The following is a 17,253-nucleotide window of genomic DNA, read 5'->3' on the forward strand; positions in this document are numbered from 1 at the left end:
TAACGCCCTCTGGGTGAGGGCTGTACCCTAGCCGATTAACTGAGTAAACCACGACCATTTTGGTGAAATTCTTGTACAGTTTTATTGGAGAGTTCATGGGTGGTTAAAGATTGCAGAATATCCAAGGGTAGGGTGAGGTGATAAGCACCAGCTTTGAGAGTGGCGACGGCTTCCTCTGGGGACTTGATGCTGGCGGCGAGAATTTTGGTTTCACTTCCGGCGAGAATTTCAGCCATATCTTTAACTAGGGTGATTCCATCTCCTAAAAATCTGGTGGCGCGGTTGACATAAGCGATCGCATATTTTGCCCCCGCTTCTTGGGCGACAGCCGCTTGATATGCACTATAAATCCCCGTCACAGAACAGGCAATTTTAGGCGATAGATGAGCCACTACTTGAAAGCCTAAGCTAGTGGCTGGAACTTTTAAAACTGTTTGTTCTCCCAAAATATTATAAGCTGCCCAAGCCTCCTCCAGCATATTCTCAAAATCTAAGGCAGTTAACTGATAGTAAATCTCCCCCCGGAACAGTTGTTTAAGTCCTTTTAAAGTTGCCTCTGGGGATAGGTCACTTTTAGCCAGTAAAGTGGGATTAGTGGTGACTCCTTTCACCCACCCCCATTGACTAGCTGCTTCAGCTTCCGACAGAATAGCAGAATCGAGATATAAAGCCATGATTTCTGTTTAATAATTTAACCGATTACCAGTTTTGACCGAGACTCTCCGACAATATCTATGGAAATTACCACAATGGCAAGTGGCGATCGCTCCGGGATGTGTCCAGGGTAGACTGGTAGGGTCCGCTGGCCGTTTGGCTGAGTAAATACCACCCCCCCCCCGACAAGCCGCGCCGCCACGCCGATAGGGTCAGCTACGATGTCCCCAAAATTGATAGATACATCGTTGATGGTATGAGATACATCCTTGATGGTATGATAGATGCACCCGACATGGCAGTAAATAGCGACAACCAAGCTAAACACAAAACCAGCATTTGTACTTCCATGTTGATGACCTGTGGGACGCGGGGGAAAGCCGATCGCCAAACCGTAAGACCCAATAGTAGAGGGCAAACTGCTATCTCCTGGTTTGGTGGGTAGGAAGCCCGGGCTGTAATCTTCGATTCAGCGTCGGGTAATTCACTAGAAAGTCCCTTGCCTGATAGTCCCTCAAAATGAGATGATCTCAGATGCAGTCTGAGGGCGATTCCAGAGCAATTCTGAAAATAGAACCATTATCATCTGGTTTCTCTACTCCGGCACTCACACTTTAGAGCGATTATATAGAAAAATACAACTATGGCTGTTGCAACTCAATCACTTGAACAACTCTGCATTAACTCAATTCGTTTTTTAGCTATTGACGCAGTAGAGAAAGCGAACTCAGGCCACCCCGGACTTCCTATGGGTGCGGCCCCGATGGCTTTTGTACTCTGGGATCGCTTTATGCGTTATAACCCCAAAAACCCTAAATGGTTCAACCGCGATCGCTTTGTGCTATCCGCCGGTCATGGCTGTATGCTACATTATGCCCTTCTGCATCTGACGGGCTATGATAGCGTCGGCATCGATGATATTAAACAATTTCGTCAGTGGGGGTCGAAAACTCCAGGACACCCAGAAAACCACGTCACCGAAGGGGTGGAAGTAACTACCGGACCCCTAGGACAAGGTATTGCTAACGCTGTGGGTCTGGCTTTGGCTGAGGCTCATCTAGCCGCGCGTTTTAACAAGCCTGATTGTACTGTGGTAGACCACTATACCTATGTCATCCTAGGCGATGGCTGCAACATGGAGGGTATTTCTGGAGAGGCTTGTTCTTTGGCGGGACACTGGGGCCTCGGTAAGCTGATCGCCTTCTATGATGATAACCATATTTCCATTGATGGCTCTACGGATATATCTTTCACAGAAGATGTAGCCAAGCGCTTTGAAGCCTATGGCTGGCACGTTCAGCACGTTGCTGATGGTAATACAGATTTGGAGGCGATCGCCACTGCCATTGAAAAAGCTAAGGCCGTCACTGATAAGCCTTCCTTGATTAAAGTTACCACCACCATCGGTTTTGGTTCTCCCAACAAAGCTAACAGCCATGACGTTCATGGTGCCGCTTTGGGTAAAGCAGAAGTACAGGCTACCCGCGATCATCTGGGTTGGAGTTATCCTGAATTTGTGATTCCTGATGATGCAATTAAGCATTTCCGCAAAGCAGTCGAGCGGGGTGCGAATTATGAGGATGAGTGGAAAGCCGCTTTGGAAACCTACAAATCTAAGTATCCTGAAGAGGCGGCGACTCTCGAACGCTTGCTGAGTGGGAAACTTCCCGAAGGATGGGAAAAATCTCTGCCTACCTATACCCCGGAAACTAAGGCTGATGCAACCCGTAACCAGTCCGGTGTGACTCTAAATGCGATCGCTGGAGTCCTTCCTGAATTGGTTGGCGGTTCTGCTGATTTGGCTCCCTCTAATAAGACTTTACTCAAAGGTTTGGGAGATTTCCAAAAGGGTCAATACCAAAATCGTAACCTCCGCTTTGGGGTGCGTGAACACGCTATGGGAGCCATTTGTAATGGTATCGCTCTGCACCGTTCGGGTCTGATTCCCTATGGCGCGACCTTCCTGGTGTTTACCGATTATATGCGTAATTCTATCCGTTTGTCGGCTCTGTCGGAAGCTCCCGTGCTGTGGGTGATGACTCATGATTCTATTGCTTTGGGTGAAGATGGTCCGACTCACCAACCCGTTGAACATATCGCTTCTCTGCGGTTGATTCCTGATTTGACTGTCATTCGTCCCGCTGATGGTAATGAGACTTCTGGAGCCTATAAGGTGGCGATCGAAAACCGTCACTATCCCACTTTGATGGCATTCTCTCGCCAAAATCTGCCTAACCTGGAAGGTAGTTCCATCGACAATGTGGCTAAGGGTGCTTATGTCCTTAGTGATAACAGTGATGGTACCCCTGATATTATTCTGATTGGTACTGGTGGAGAAACTTACCTCTGTGTTGATGCGGCGGTTAAACTCCGGGAAGAGGGTAAAAAAGTCCGCGTGGTTTCTATGCCTAGTTGGGAACTGTTTGAGAAGCAGGATGCTGCTTACAAGGAGTCCGTTTTCCCTGCCTCTGTTAAGAAGCGTTTGGCGGTGGAAGCCGGTGTTAGCTTTGGCTGGTGCCGCTATGTGACTGATGAAGGTGCTACTATCAGTATTGACACCTTCGGCGCGTCTGCTCCTGGCGGTGTGGTATTGGAGAAATTTGGCTTCACCGTTGATAATGTGGTGGCGAAAGCTAAGGAACTTCTTGGTTAATTAATTACCTAGGTGCGTCAGTCAGAAGAGTTTGTCAGCATTTCATCATCAACATTCTCGCGGTCTGACGCACCCTACCGTCTTAATCGGCAAGGGTGCAACATTGTTTGTACCCTTGTTTTTTTATTTCTACCCGTGAGTATTGATTGATTAACACTGATAAAATATGGAATAGGGCAGGGAAGATTATACAGAGCGATTAATCATACATATTTTAGATATGGTTTAGATAAATTGTGAACTGACCAAACCGACAATGATATGATTTATGATGGAATAAATTATATAATCAATTATTATGAATATGGGCATAACTAAGGTGACAATTTATACGGACGGAGCCTGTAGCGGGAACCCTGGGAAGGGAGGATATGGGGCTGTGTTGATGTGTGGTAGTCACCGGAAGGAAATATCGGGAGGCTTCCGACTAACTACTAATAACCGCATGGAAATGATGGCAGCGATCGCCGCCTTACGAGCCCTCAAATTTCCCTGTTCTGTGACCCTCTATAGTGATTCTAAATATCTCGTAGATGCTATGACCCTGGGATGGGCTAAACGTTGGCAAAAGAATGGATGGCGACGTAATCAGAAGGAATGGGCGAAAAATCCCGATTTGTGGGCGCAATTATTAGGTTTGTGCGAGGAACATCAAGTCCGGTTTGTCTGGGTTAAGGGTCATGCAGGCGATCGCGAAAATGAAATTTGCGATCGTCTTGCTGTAGAAGCTACTCATAGAGATAGTTTACCGCCAGATGCAGGATACGAAAACCCACCCCAACCTCAAGACATCGATTCTATGAGTTAATGTGATCTTAGTGTAATCTTAATTTAATCTCGTGGTTACTCTGTAGAAATTGCCGATAATTGGCTAATCAATTGGCTATAGTTTCTTGAACTGGAATGGTCTGTTGACTTTAAGATAGGGAAGTTGCTTTGTAAATCTTGGAAAAATGGCCCGTTTAGCCCTATTAAGTGTATCTGACAAAACTGGACTGATTGACTTAGCCCGATCGCTTGTGGAAGAATTTGGCTTTGACCTGATTAGTAGTGGGGGAACTGCTAAAGCTATCCAAGAGGCGGGACTACCTGTGACTAAGGTTTCTGACTATACCGGATTTCCTGAAATTCTGGGGGGACGAGTCAAAACCCTGCATCCTCGCATTCATGGCGGTATCCTCGCGCGTCGGGATATTCCCCAGGACGTGGAACAATTACAACAGCATGAGATCCGCCCTATTGACCTGGTAGTGGTTAATCTGTACCCGTTTGAACAAACTATTGCATCCGAAAACGTTACCCTACCAGAGGCGATCGAACAAATTGATATCGGTGGCCCTACCTTACTGCGGGCTTCTGCTAAAAATTTCGCCCATTTGACCGTCCTTTGTCACCCTAACCAATATGGGGACTATCTCCAAGAAATGCGAAACAGCAGCGGCGAACCGAGTTTAGAATTTCGTCAAGGCTGCGCTTTACAAGCCTTCCGTCATACTGGGGCTTATGATCGGGCGATCGCTAATTATTTAGAACATCAAAACACCACCGAAACTAATCCCCTCCCCACCACCTACACTGTCGCCGGAAACCAAATACAAGCCCTCCGCTACGGCGAGAACCCCCACCAACCCGCCGCCTGGTATCAAACCGGAACTGTCCCTAATGGCTGGTCGGCGGGTAAAATTTTGCAGGGAAAACCCCTCAGTTACAATAACTTGGTGGACCTGGAAGCCGCTAGACGGATTATTTGCGAGTTTACTGATGAACCGGCGGCGGCTGTTCTGAAACATACTAACCCCTGTGGGGCGGCGATCGCTAATAGTTTATCGGAGGCTTATCAACGGGCTTTTGCTGCGGACTCCGTTTCTGCTTTTGGGGGTATTGTTGCGCTCAACCGTCCCATTGATGCGGCGACCGCTACAGCCATGACCAAAACTTTTTTAGAGTGTATTGTCGCCCCCGGTTGTGAACCAGAAGCCGAGGCTATTCTCAGGAAAAAGGCTAATTTGCGGGTGTTGATTTTGCCCGATTTAGTTTCTGGTCCCAAGGAAACTATTAAGCTAATTGCTGGGGGTTTTTTGGTGCAGACCTGTGATGATGAAATCGATATCCCTGACCATTGGCAATTAGTCACCGAAAAGAAACCTACCTCGGCACAATTGGCTGAGTTATTGTTTGCTTGGAAAATTGCCAAGCACGTTAAATCTAATGCGATCGTTGTCACCAAAAACCGCACAACTCTAGGGGTGGGAGCCGGACAAATGAATCGCGTAGGAGCCGCTAAAATTGCCCTAGAACTAGCCGGAGAAGATGCTAAGGGCGGATTCCTTGCTAGTGATGGTTTCTTCCCCTTTGATGACTCAGTAAGGACCGCTGCTGCTGCTGGTATTGAGGCTATTGTTCAACCCGGCGGCAGTATGCGAGATCAAGATTCCATTAATGCCGCTAATGAATTAGGTCTGGTCATGGTAATCACCGGAATGCGTCATTTTCTCCATTAAAATAGCCATTCCCCATTGATGTACATCTAAACTCCCCTCTCCCAACAATGGGGAGGGGTTAGGCGTGAGGGAATTTACTGGCTAGGGGAACTGACAAAGTTAGACAAAAGTTTGATATAGCCACTTTGATAATAAATAGCAGGTTCGGTAATTTCCCAGGCTTTTTGGCGGGGGTCATTTTCATCAAAATATGCCTTCATGGGAGGCTCACCAACAGGGGGTTTAGATGAACCAGTATAATATTGATTTGGTCCCCCTACTAAATAGCCAGGAGCCGGACCGCTGGGAGAGTTTAAAGCATGATCATAAATGCCGCCGCCGAACCACTGATGATACATTTTGTTAGCGGATTTTTCCGCTCCGTATTCATACATATTGCTTAAATAAACCATGCTTAATGGGTTGACACCGTGGAGATAATGGAGATGGTCTAAGGCTCGGATTTTATAGCTGTCCGCGTGGTCTGGGTCTACCTCATACAACAAGACATCGTAGTTGGTATTACCATAGTTGGATTCCACTAGGTTACTACCCCAATGATATTGAGGGTCGCTCATATAAGCACGGTAGGGGTCGAGGTCAGAATTACCGTAGGAGGCCTTATTACTTAGCACCATTTCCCGAAAGCGATCGCTTATTTGTTGTTGGATATTTTTATCGCCATTGGCTAGTTTAGTGTATAATAATAGGGCATCCCCTTCATGGGGGTTATACCTCGACCAAGTATCATCTTTAAAGGGTTGAGTTTCCGTTAAATTGGCACTTATATATTGATTATATTTGGTGTCTCCGGTCAGTTGTAATAAATAAACCGCCGCCGTTACAGTTGTCCCTTTTTGTTCCCGTTCGGTTCTATCTGCATCCCCAGATTTAATCGTCTGGGAATCACAATCAGTCCGTTTTGGGTTAGATTGAAACCAGTCCCAAGCAGCGATCGCTCTATTTTGCAGGTCTTCTGCATAGTCCTTCAGAGGCGGAAATTCCCGAAAAACTAACGCCGTATGGGCGAACATTCCCGCCGTCGAGATACTAGCAGAAGAACATTTAGGAGCATAATAACGGGGACGTTTATCAAGACTAGGAAGCTCTGGATTATTATGATCAATCGTACCCAGTTTAATAAACACTCCCCCATCATCATCCTGCATCCGTTTTAACCAATCAATTTCATACTTAATTTCATCTATAATATCTGGGAGATTATTCCCCGATTCGGGAATGTTAAAATCATCAGTCCAAATCTCCCGATTGTGGGAGTAAGCATCCAAAAGTTGATGAATTACCGGAGTCGCAAAAGTTACATATTTATTAGTATCTCCCGCATCAAACCAACCGCCACGCATATCGCGAGCTAAAGCCGGATTATCTGGGTCATAAATATAGCGAGCTTCTGTATCCTGTCCGGGTCCTAAAAAAGCCGCACCATCAGTCCATCTAGGGTCAGCATAAGGGGGTTGTTTAGGAAAGCCACTACGCTGATAAAAAAAGGTACGCATAGCAGTTATCAGAACCTGTTTATAGACATCATCCCTAATCTCAAATTCAAAAGAACGTTGTTGATTTTCGGAATCTATGATATAATAGGAGCCGGGTTTATTGACCGGGGAAAAGTCAAACCACCAAGCGCGATCGCCTGATTGATAATGAATGTTACCATCCAACCAAGGCTGAATTTGACCCCCATAAACTTGTTGATGAGAATTAGCATCCCAAACTTCGTAGGTAGTTCCTGGTGAGAACGATTCCTGGGCATTAAAACCCACTTCGGGAGTAGTAATTACAGCGACTTTATGATCCTGGGGACGATAGCCAAACTGATCAACTTTGATATATTGTCCGGGTTTTATATCAGCTCTGATATTGGGCTGACTCGAAAGGTCAGCATCGCTGATGACTACTATCAAAGCAATAGTTAGCAGGAAACAGACAAACCACCTTAGCATTTAGCTCACCAATTCACCCTAATTCGATCTTATCACTTCTCGAAATTAAAGCCCACCCTGGTTATGATATAGCCAGAATGGGTTATTGTTAAGTTTGATTCAAATTGATTTTCTTTTCGGGGATTGATATTAATTATGCGCCAATTGCTTCTTCCACTGCTGCGAGTCGCTGGGAAGAGTAGCCAATACCGCGAACCGTGAGAATATACTCCGGGTTACGCTGATCAGTCTCAATTTTAGCTCGTAGGCGAGCCACATGAACATCAACAACGCGCATATCAGCAATGCGGCGGGGGGTGTAACCCCACAATTGTTGCAGAATTTCCGAACGAGAAACCGCCTCACCCGATCGCTTAAACAACAGTTCGAGCAAGTTAAACTCGATATATGTTAGGGGCAACAATTTATCGCCTTTGTAAACCCGTCGTTTAATGGTGTCAATGCGGAGGGTGTCAACTTGGATAACTTCAGGACTTAGATCATGGGAAGATGCGTTATCTTTGAACCGACGCAGGATAGCATGAATGCGGGCTTCCAATTCTTTGGGAGAAAAGGGTTTAGTTAAGTAATCATCAGCCCCCAATTCTAAACCAGTGATGCGATCGGCGACATCTCCCAAGGCGGTTAACATAATGATGGGAATATCAGAAATTTCTCGAATTTTTTGACAAACCCCGTAACCGTTCAGCCTTGGCATCATCACATCCAAAACTACCAGGTCTGGACTTTCGCGATCGAACATTTCAATAGCTTGTAAACCATCTGCTGCTGCCACAACACTGTAACCGACCATTGACAGACGGGTTGTCAAAATACGTCGAATTGCAGACTCATCATCGGCAATGAGGATTTTTTCAGGATTGCGCCGTTCGTCAACTCGTGCTTTTATGGTCATGTTTGCTCCCAGTAATTTTTATGGATCGGCTTTTGAGCAAAACCGGCTACGGACTCTCTCAGTCCCCGGACTCAGTTGGACAGGAAATATGTTTGTTGACACTGATACATTTACGCGACATTTTTCCGGTTGTTCCCGGACAATGCGACGATAGCACTATTACCCGTTAAGGTAACAGAGGCGGTATCCCGCAAAGCTTTTAGAAAGATTCCAAAAGCACCGTTCCAGTCCCTGGGTAGAGTGAACCCACACTCCGGACATCGGAACACTTTTGAGCCACCTAGCTGGGAATGCACATGACCACAGTGAGTACAGGTTTTGCTGGTGTATTCTTCCGTCACATCTACAACTGTGGTTCCAGTTATTTCCCCTTGATGTCTCAGGGTTAGTTTGAATCGATAATGCGCCCATGTCAGCATGGCGCGGGCAGTCTTAGACCTGATTAGACGCTTCACCTTGGCAACCATATTGGAAGTCTCGAAGGTGGGCAAAAAAATCAGGCTGTGTTATGGGATGGTTAGGGATGCGACCCAATCAACCAAGGGGTTGAAGTCCTCACCGGGTAGTTATTTCGCCCATTTCAGCTCTATTTCATACCCGAAGGTCTCGCACCATACTTGGTATTGTACCGTATTGCCGTAAAATGTTAACCTAATTTGAGATTAAATCATGCTCTCGCACAAGGCTTTCAGTTTAGCTCTCAAGCTGGCGTGCGGAATTTGAAGGAAGTTCTGATTATTGGGGCTGGCGATATTAATCTCCGGCTTGATGCCGACGTTGAAACCGACCACAATTTTCGCGATTCGGTTCTTGATACCGTGATTAACAATGTAACGGGCGGCTTTGTTGAGATAATCCCTAACCTTGTTATGGCGATTCCGCGTTACCCTAATCTGGCGATCGGTTATTCCCTCGATTTTCTGCAAATCTTTAATCGATTCCAGTCGGGCGTTCTCTGTGTTGTACCAACGGTTAAGGGATTTCAGTTTTTTGCCATCCACGATCAAGGATGCCCCGTTGGTATCGACGCAAGTAGCCAGATTGTCCAGTCCCATATCGATCGCTAGAGCCGTATCGGGTTCGGTGGGAACGGGAGTTTCTTCCTCCTCGTAAATAAACTCGACTTCAAAAAAACGGGCGTTATATCGAGGGTGAATCCGAACTTCCTGGAGAGTATCGGGAGCGATTCTTTCCGGGAAAGGAATCCAAATTTCGCCCCGCAAGTTGCCCAAGTCGCGAGACACGGGAACTCTAAACTTTCCGTCCTTGATTTGAACCCTCGGCATAATCAGGACAAAATAACCGTCTTTGGGCAGATAGTCAGGGAGTCTAACTTTCTGTGGAAAGGTCCCCTCTTTGAGGGCCTGGCTCAAACGGTAGAAGCTCCGAAAAGTGCGATCGACTACTTTAAGAGTTTGTTGGGCTATATCGGTATTCAAGCGTTTATAGTTCTCGTTTCCCTTACAGTAGTGATAGTTGGACTCGTAGGGAAGGTGTTTCCGAGCCTGGAAGTAATACTGCCATTGAGTGTCAAGTCCTACATTGTAGAGATTTTTACTCAGTCGGCAGAGTTCCCGCAAGGCCTTAAACTCTTGCACTTGAAGTCCTCGTATCTGGTTCTTTTGAGTCAGGTACATAGCTTCTCACTACAACTACCTCTATTTCTGTCTCAAAGGTACAGCCGTGCTGGAAGCACGGGGTTGGAAACCGATGATTTCCGATGATAACATAGATTTTCGTAATGTTATCAATTTATCTTTAAGGTTCTTTACAGAACTTTGGGTTACGCAAAAAAACTTTACAAAAAACCATTTACAAGAATGGGGGTCTTAGCTTTACTGTTAAGAAATTAACATATAAGACCAAGATTCTTTTAACTCGATGTCAAAAGAAGTCCCACACTACGCCGTTGGGTTAATGATAGGCAGTGTAGCAAGAGACTGATATCATTAACACACTATTGGCATTCATTGTCAAAAATGTAATCTTATTGAAACTATGCCCAATCCATTCCTAGGTGTCAGGATTCCTTCTGAGGTACACGAAGCACTCATGGCGCGGGTAAAAATCACTGGACAATCCAAGTCCGATCTGGTCATTGATGCCTTGAGATCCTATCTGGGAATATCACCTCAGCAGGAAAAACTTGATCAATTAGAAGTCAGACTATCGGCCTTAGAATTTAAATTGGAACAGTTGGGGGAAGAATCCCATTCAGATGATTAGACCTACCATGAGCCATTTTAATCTGCTCAAATCGGGTGATTCTGGGCGGTTTTCATCTGCCAAATTTTTGGGTTTGATGTTTCCTAATTTGAGGGATTATCAGCTAGGGTAAAGACCGTAAAATAGGATGACCAATGAAGGAACAGCAATGGTCATTAAGAGGGTGAGAAGAAAGCCAACTCGTGTAAAGTCGGAGAATTTATAACCTCCGGGACTATAAACCATGGTATTAGTTTGGTAGCCAATGGGGGTCATAAAGCTACAGGAAGCGGCGAGAGTGACTGCAAACATAAAGGCATAGGGATTTAATTGCAGGGTTTCAGCTACTCGGACAGCAATGGGAATCATGAGTACTACGGTGGCATTATTGGAGAGAATTTCTGTTAATAAAACTGTGATGATAAAGAAAAATGTTAACACCCAATACCCGGAAAGATGACCCCCGACAGACACTAAATTCTTAGCCAGCCATTCAGTTGCGCCGGAATTTTCCATAGCAATTCCTAGGGGAATTAATCCGGCTAATAGAAAAATTACATCCCAACGAACAGCACCATACATTTCACCGGGTTTTAGACATCCAGTGGCGACCATCAAAATCACTCCGGCTAAAGCACTAACTAAAATGGGAACTATGTTAAAGGCTGCTAGTGCAATTACGCCTAAAGTAATGCCAATGGCGATCGCAGCTTTATCGGTGCGTAAGTTTTCGAGCTCTCTCTCTTCTAAGACTAACAGTTCCCTAGTGGTTTGTAAACCAATAAAACTCTGTTTTGGGCCTTGGACTAATAATAAGTCACCAAATCTGAGTTTGATTTTTCCTAAGCGTCCTTGGACTAATTCGGCACCGCGACGTATGGCTAATACGGTGACATTATACCGCTGTCTAAAGCGTAAATCTTTGAGGGTAGTACCAATTAGACGGGAGTTGGATAAAATCAAGACTTCGGCGATTTTTTCTTCTCCAGAACTCAGGACTGTTTCTAGGGATTGTTCCCTAAATTTGACATCAGGTAAAAGATCTAAACCTCTTTCGTTTTTAATTTTGAGTAAATCTTCACGGGTGCTACGAATAATCAGAATATCTCCGGGTTTTAAGACTTTATCGGCTACGGGTTGGGGGAGGTGAATTTTGTTGCGAACTAACTCTAATACGTCTAGGTCAAATTTGCGTTGAATTTCACTTTGGCGGAGGGTTTGTCCGACTAAGCTGGATGTATTAGTGACGACTACTTCGCTGAGATATTCCTGCAAATCATAGCTGTTATCGATGCCACTATTCATGCGTGATTCTCGTTTGGGTAGAAGTTTGGGGGCAACGAAGGAAATGTATAATAAACCAATGATAAAGGTTAATAATCCGACACTGGTAAATTGGAAAATATGAAAGTTCTCATAACCTAATTGTTCAGAGATGCCACCAGCGAGGATATTAGTTGATGTGCCAATTACGGTAATCATTCCCCCTAGAATTGAAGCGTAAGAAAGAGGAATCAGGAATTGAGAGGGGGAAGTTTTTTGCTGTTTACACCAATCTTCGATGATGGGTAGAAAAATAGCGATGACGGCGGTATTATTAATAAAGGCAGAAATAGGTCCGACTAAGCCAACCATCACAAAAAGCTGTTGATTGATGCCGTTTCCTCCCCATTTAATTAGTCGATCGCGTATAATTTGAATGACTCCGGTGCGGGTAATTCCGGCGCTGAGGATAAACATAGCCATAACGGTAATGGTGGCTGAATTGCCAAAGCCAGAAATTCCCTGTTCGGGAGTGACTAAACCCAGGAACATTAATAAAACTGTAACAGCGATCGCCGTTAAATCTACCGGTAGCCATTCAACTATAAAACTAATCAGGGCGAGAACAACTATAGACAGAGTAAGAAAAACTTCCATGGGTGAAGATATGGTAAGGTGGCTGTTCACAAAGGTAACGTTTGATCATACAGCCAATTAGAACAGGTGTCAGGTATAGGGGAGTGAATAACCCTAGACCTGCGAAAAAGGACGATCAGTAGATCGTCCCTTGGGTTAAAGGCTGGGGGCTACAATGAGTTAATTTTTGGATTTGCTATTTCCGCCGCCATTGCTATCATCAGCAACAGTAGCTAAAACTCTTTGGGCTAGTTGTTCGGGGACTTCCTGTAAATGGTCAAATTTCCAGTTAAAGTAACCGACCCCCATAGTTAGCGATCGCAATTCTACAATCAGATCTTGCATTTCCGCCTGTGGTAAATAAGCCGACACCTGATCCCAACCTTTCCAGTCAGCCACAGGTTCATAGCCCAAAATTTGACCACGGCGAGTAGTAATCAATTGGAACAGTTGAGAGGTAAAGTCATTAGGGGCGCATACTTCCACCGTAACAATAGGTTCAAGCAAAGTGGGGTTACATTTAGCCATACCCGTTTGCATAGCCAGCCTGGCGGCTTGTTTAAAAGCCTGTTCGGAACTATCCACAGAGTGATAGGAACCATTAGTCAGGGTGACAGAAACATCAACGACGGGGAACCCTAGGGGACCTTGTTGGAGGTATTCTCGCACGCCCATTTCCACGCCGGGAATGTATTGTTTTGGCACCGCGCCGCCGACAATGGTTTCACTAAAGTTAAAACCTTCACCGCGAGGTAAGGGGGTAATATCTAAATAAACATCACCAAATTGTCCATGTCCGCCGCTTTGGTGTTTGTAGCGCCCGTGGGAGTTGGTATTAGAACGGATCGTTTCTTTATAGGGAATTTGAGGCGGCGAGGTAACTATGGGTAAGTTGTACTTGCGGCGTAGGCGATCGAGGGTTACTTTTAGGTGAATTTCTCCCTGTCCCCAGAGGATAACCTGGTGAGTGTCGGTGTTTTGTTCCCAAGTTAGAGAGGGATCTTCCTCGATCATTTTGGTGAGGGCGGCACTGAGTTTTACTTCATCTTTGCGATTTTCTGGGGCGATCGCAAATGCCAATACTGGTGGCAAAACCTGGGCTTTCGGTAACGGTGCTTTGAGGCGATCGGGTTGAGCGGTCAAAGTATCCCCGGTTTTGATGCCTTCCATACGCGCCAAGGCGACAATTTCCCCGGTTTTGGCAACTTGCACGCCCTGGGTTTGTTGTCCCAGCAGACGGTACATTCCGGCTGCGCGTATACCATTAAGAACAATGCCCTCGGTAAGTTCTCCCTGCCAGACTCGCACTAGGGAGAGTTTACCACCTTGGGGGGTGTAAAAGGTTTTCAGGACTTGGGCGATCGGGATATCGCTGGTTCCTTTGAGTCCCCGACGTTCGGCGGTTAAGCTGGGTTCTGGGGCTTCTCGGACTAGGGCATCAAGAAGCGATCGCACTCCATATTCTAATTCAGCCGCTCCGAAAAATACGGGAACAATCAAATCCGCGCCCAATTCCATTTTTAGGTCTTTGACAATTTCCTCCGTGGGCGGTTCAATTTCTTCGAGAAGTTCTTCCAAAAGGTGATCATCAAAGTTAGATAATTGTTCTAACATCTCCTGGCGGGCGGCGTGTTCCAGGTCTTTTAGTTCTTCCGGCATGGGAACCGGATCTGAGGCGGCACCAGGATGGTAGTTATAGGCTTGTTCTGTGACCAAATCGATAAAACCAATTAATTCTGAACCTTTGGCGATCGGATATTCTTGGGGAACTATGGGGCGACTCGATACAGTTTTCAGGGCATTTAATAACTCTAAAAAGTTGAGGTTGCAGCCTTCTTCATCAGAGAAAGCCCGATCCATTTTATTAATGAACACAATATGGGGAATTTCCCAATCATCCAAAAATTTGAATAACGGGGATAGGGTGAGGATGCGTAATGGTTCCGGTTCACAAACCACTATTGCTAATCCTGCACCCATCAGGGCGTTATAGGTTTCTTGGGCAAATTCTACCGAACCTGGACAGTCGAGGAAGGTAAAGTTAATGCCGCCATATTGAGTATAAGCGGCATTGATTTCTACACTCATATTGCGATCGCGAGCCTCAGCTACGCTATCCCCGATCCGATTGCCTTCTTTAGCCGTACCTTTACGGGTAATCGTTCCCGTCGCAAACAGCAGACTTTCTAGCAGCGCTGTTTTGCCACTCAAATAGGGGCCGACAATCGCGACATTACGATTTTCTGATGCAACATTATTTGTCATCTGACGCTCTCCTGAAACCGGATAAATCAATCATTATAACACGGTGGCAATTGTGATTTTTTGAACGAGAAATCATCTCTCGGAAAATCCAGATTTTTTCAACAATTCACAACCGGGATACCGTGGGACTTTGCTGCTCTCAGTTTCCCTTAGTCTCCGGCTCATATTAGGATAGATACTTCCGGTTAGGGATTGAGAGTGAACTACCTTTTAATTTAGGATATTTTGTCACCAATTTTACACCTAGTTAATCAAACAAAACATTATTAATTTTTGCGAATTTTTGTAAATCAATATGGCGTTTTTTCAGGTTAATTTAAGATTTGCTCTCAGACAGAACACCCCCCCCATAAAGCACTAAGGGGGGGTGAGGGGTTAGAGCAACTAACTGGATAAACCCATCATGTCGCTGTTATCGTGACCGGGGGCTACCATCGGGTAACAGTCCTCATCACGGGTAACCCGAACATCTAGGATCATCGGACCCTTGTGAGATAGAGCTTTAGCGATCGCCTTTGGTAAATCTTCCCGTTGGCGGACTGTCATAGCCTCAATGCCATAAACATCAGCTAACCGGGCAAATTCTGGGGTTCCATCTTCCAGGTTAGTAGCCTCATAGCGGTCATTATAAAACATATGTTGCCACTGGCGCACCATTCCCAACCAGCCATTATTGAGAATAATCACCTTAACCCCAATACCATACTGAGCAATAGTTCCCAATTCTTGCATATTCATTTGGAAACTACCATCACCGCTAATACAGATAACCGTATCATCAGGATGAGCCACCTTAACCCCCACAGCAGCAGGTAAACCGTAACCCATAGTCCCTAAACCGCCGCTAGTCATCCAACGTCGGGGGCCATTTTTCACGAATTGCGCCGCCCACATTTGATGCTGACCCACATCAGTAGTATAGAAAGCATCAGGACATTGATGGCTAAGTTCCACAATCACCTCTTGAGGAGAGATACCATCTTCCGGGTGAGGAACCGTCAGGGGGTATTGGTTACGCAATTGATTAAGGTGCGAGTGCCATTCCTGGGTTTGTTCCGGCTTAATTTCCGTTCCCAACTGATAGCTACGTTGTAGCATATCCCCCAAAACCTGTCGCACATCTCCCACAATAGGAACATCAGTAGTGCGATTTTTGCCCACTTCCGCCGGGTCAATATCAATATGAATCACCTTAGCGCTATGGGCGAATTGATCTCCAGTACCCGCCACCCGGTCATCAAAGCGAACCCCCACCGCGATCAGCAAATCACATTCACTCACCGCAAAATTAGCATAGGCGGTTCCGTGCATTCCCAGCATTCCCAGAGATAGGGGGTGATTTTCATCAAAAGCACCTTTTCCCATCAAAGTGCTAGTAACTGGTATTTGGAAGCGTTCCGACAATTCGGCGATTTCAGCATGAGCCCCCGCCATAATTGCACCTCCCCCCACATATAGGAGGGGTTTAGTAGCTTCAGAAATCAACTGTAAAGCCTGATTAATTTGTCGAGGATTTCCCCGCACCGTGGGACGATATCCCACCCGTCGCACTGACCCTGGTTCTACCGGAATATAATCAATTTGAGCATTACCCACATCTTTGGGAATGTCAATTAACACAGGTCCCGGTCTGCCACTACTGGCTAGGTGAAATGCCTCAGCCACAATTCTCGGTAATTCCGAAGGTTCGCGGACTAGATAGGAATGTTTAACAATGGGTAGGGTAATCCCAAAAATATCAATTTCCTGAAACGCATCTGTTCCCAAGGCGCTGCGGGGGACTTGTCCGGTAATGGCTAACACCGGGACAGAATCGAGATAAGCAGTGGCTAGACCTGTCACTAAATTGGTGGCTCCTGGTCCAGAGGTGGCTAGACATACCCCCACCTTTCCGGTACTCCGGGCATATCCATCGGCAGCGTGAGCCGCTCCTTGTTCGTGCCGCACCAGATAATGTTTGATTTCCCCGGCTTGTTCGGCTCTATATATTTCGTCGTAAATGGGTAAGTTTGAACCTCCTGGATAGCCAAAAATATGCTGCACACCGTGGCGGCGCAGGCTATCAATCAGGGCAAAGGCTCCTGTTACTCTTTTTACGGCTTGTTTTTGGTCCTGCATAACATTCTCCATCTCTGATGCCTAGGATAAATTATGGTTGGGATTACCTGAGCAATTGTCATCAATTTTTTATATTTGTGACAATTTCTGATTAATACTCTTGCCATTATTGCCATTTTA

12 protein-coding genes and 1 pseudogene are annotated in these 17,253 nt (G+C 45.8%); 4 read left to right on the forward strand and 9 right to left on the reverse strand.

The window, feature by feature from the left end; translation table 11 throughout:
* Positions 1-35 precede the first annotated feature (35 nt).
* Both XZ46_RS04435 and XZ46_RS04440 read right to left on the reverse strand, forming a co-directional pair.
* Complete coding sequence (locus tag XZ46_RS04435; protein WP_006670093.1) at positions 36-674, reverse strand: transaldolase family protein; 639 nt, start codon at positions 672-674, stop codon at positions 36-38.
* A gap of 17 nt (positions 675-691) precedes the next feature.
* A complete protein-coding gene (locus XZ46_RS04440) occupies positions 692-1,072 on the reverse strand; it encodes a hypothetical protein (protein WP_228116482.1) in 381 nt (126 codons plus the stop codon).
* Positions 1,073-1,297: 225 nt separating this feature from the next.
* On the opposite strand from XZ46_RS04440, the gene tkt reads away from it, so the two are divergent.
* The 3 genes from tkt to purH all read left to right on the forward strand — a co-directional run bounded on the left by tkt (position 1,298) and on the right by purH (position 5,808).
* Positions 1,298-3,307 (forward strand): transketolase, encoded by a 2,010-nt coding sequence (tkt, locus tag XZ46_RS04445; RefSeq protein ID WP_008057402.1) that lies wholly within the window; start codon positions 1,298-1,300, stop codon positions 3,305-3,307.
* Positions 3,308-3,605: 298 nt separating this feature from the next.
* Positions 3,606-4,115 (forward strand): ribonuclease HI, encoded by a 510-nt coding sequence (gene rnhA, locus XZ46_RS04450; RefSeq protein WP_006621371.1) that lies wholly within the window; start codon positions 3,606-3,608, stop codon positions 4,113-4,115.
* 145 nt (positions 4,116-4,260) lie between these two features.
* A complete protein-coding gene (purH, locus tag XZ46_RS04455) occupies positions 4,261-5,808 on the forward strand; it encodes a bifunctional phosphoribosylaminoimidazolecarboxamide formyltransferase/IMP cyclohydrolase (protein ID WP_006621370.1) in 1,548 nt (515 codons plus the stop codon).
* Positions 5,809-5,882: 74 nt separating this feature from the next.
* On the opposite strand, the gene XZ46_RS04460 is transcribed toward purH, so the two are convergent.
* The 4 genes and pseudogenes from XZ46_RS04460 to XZ46_RS04475 form a co-directional block, all read right to left on the reverse strand.
* Positions 5,883-7,751, reverse strand: coding sequence for a glycoside hydrolase family 9 protein (locus XZ46_RS04460; protein WP_006621369.1), 1,869 nt, complete (start codon positions 7,749-7,751; stop codon positions 5,883-5,885).
* A gap of 133 nt (positions 7,752-7,884) precedes the next feature.
* Positions 7,885-8,646, reverse strand: coding sequence for a response regulator transcription factor RpaB (rpaB, locus tag XZ46_RS04465; RefSeq protein WP_008057398.1), 762 nt, complete (start codon positions 8,644-8,646; stop codon positions 7,885-7,887).
* A gap of 110 nt (positions 8,647-8,756) precedes the next feature.
* Positions 8,757-9,152: pseudogene (locus XZ46_RS04470) on the reverse strand (zinc ribbon domain-containing protein); the annotation flags it as partial.
* Between the two features lie 156 nt (positions 9,153-9,308).
* Positions 9,309-10,244 carry an RNA-guided endonuclease InsQ/TnpB family protein gene (locus XZ46_RS04475; protein WP_198449141.1) on the reverse strand — a complete coding sequence of 312 codons (936 nt, stop codon included), beginning with the start codon at positions 10,242-10,244 and terminating at the stop codon, positions 9,309-9,311.
* A gap of 400 nt (positions 10,245-10,644) precedes the next feature.
* Between XZ46_RS04475 and XZ46_RS04480 the strand changes: the two genes are divergently transcribed.
* Positions 10,645-10,872, forward strand: coding sequence for a YlcI/YnfO family protein (locus XZ46_RS04480; RefSeq protein WP_006670089.1), 228 nt, complete (start codon positions 10,645-10,647; stop codon positions 10,870-10,872).
* A 99-nt stretch (positions 10,873-10,971) separates the two neighbouring features.
* Here the strand turns inward: XZ46_RS04480 and XZ46_RS04485 are convergent, their stop codons facing one another.
* The 3 genes from XZ46_RS04485 to ilvB all read right to left on the reverse strand — a co-directional run bounded on the left by XZ46_RS04485 (position 10,972) and on the right by ilvB (position 17,133).
* Positions 10,972-12,771 carry an SLC13 family permease gene (locus XZ46_RS04485; RefSeq protein WP_008057390.1) on the reverse strand — a complete coding sequence of 600 codons (1,800 nt, stop codon included), beginning with the start codon at positions 12,769-12,771 and terminating at the stop codon, positions 10,972-10,974.
* A gap of 159 nt (positions 12,772-12,930) precedes the next feature.
* Positions 12,931-15,015, reverse strand: coding sequence for an elongation factor G (locus XZ46_RS04490; protein WP_008057388.1), 2,085 nt, complete (start codon positions 15,013-15,015; stop codon positions 12,931-12,933).
* A gap of 384 nt (positions 15,016-15,399) precedes the next feature.
* On the reverse strand, positions 15,400-17,133 hold the full coding sequence (gene ilvB, locus XZ46_RS04495) for a biosynthetic-type acetolactate synthase large subunit (RefSeq protein ID WP_008057386.1): 1,734 nt from the start codon (positions 17,131-17,133) through the stop codon (positions 15,400-15,402).
* Between the last annotated feature and the right edge of the window lie 120 nt (positions 17,134-17,253).

The sequence above is a fragment of the Limnospira indica PCC 8005 genome (assembly GCF_000973065.1).
Classification (GTDB): domain Bacteria; phylum Cyanobacteriota; class Cyanobacteriia; order Cyanobacteriales; family Microcoleaceae; genus Limnospira; species Limnospira fusiformis.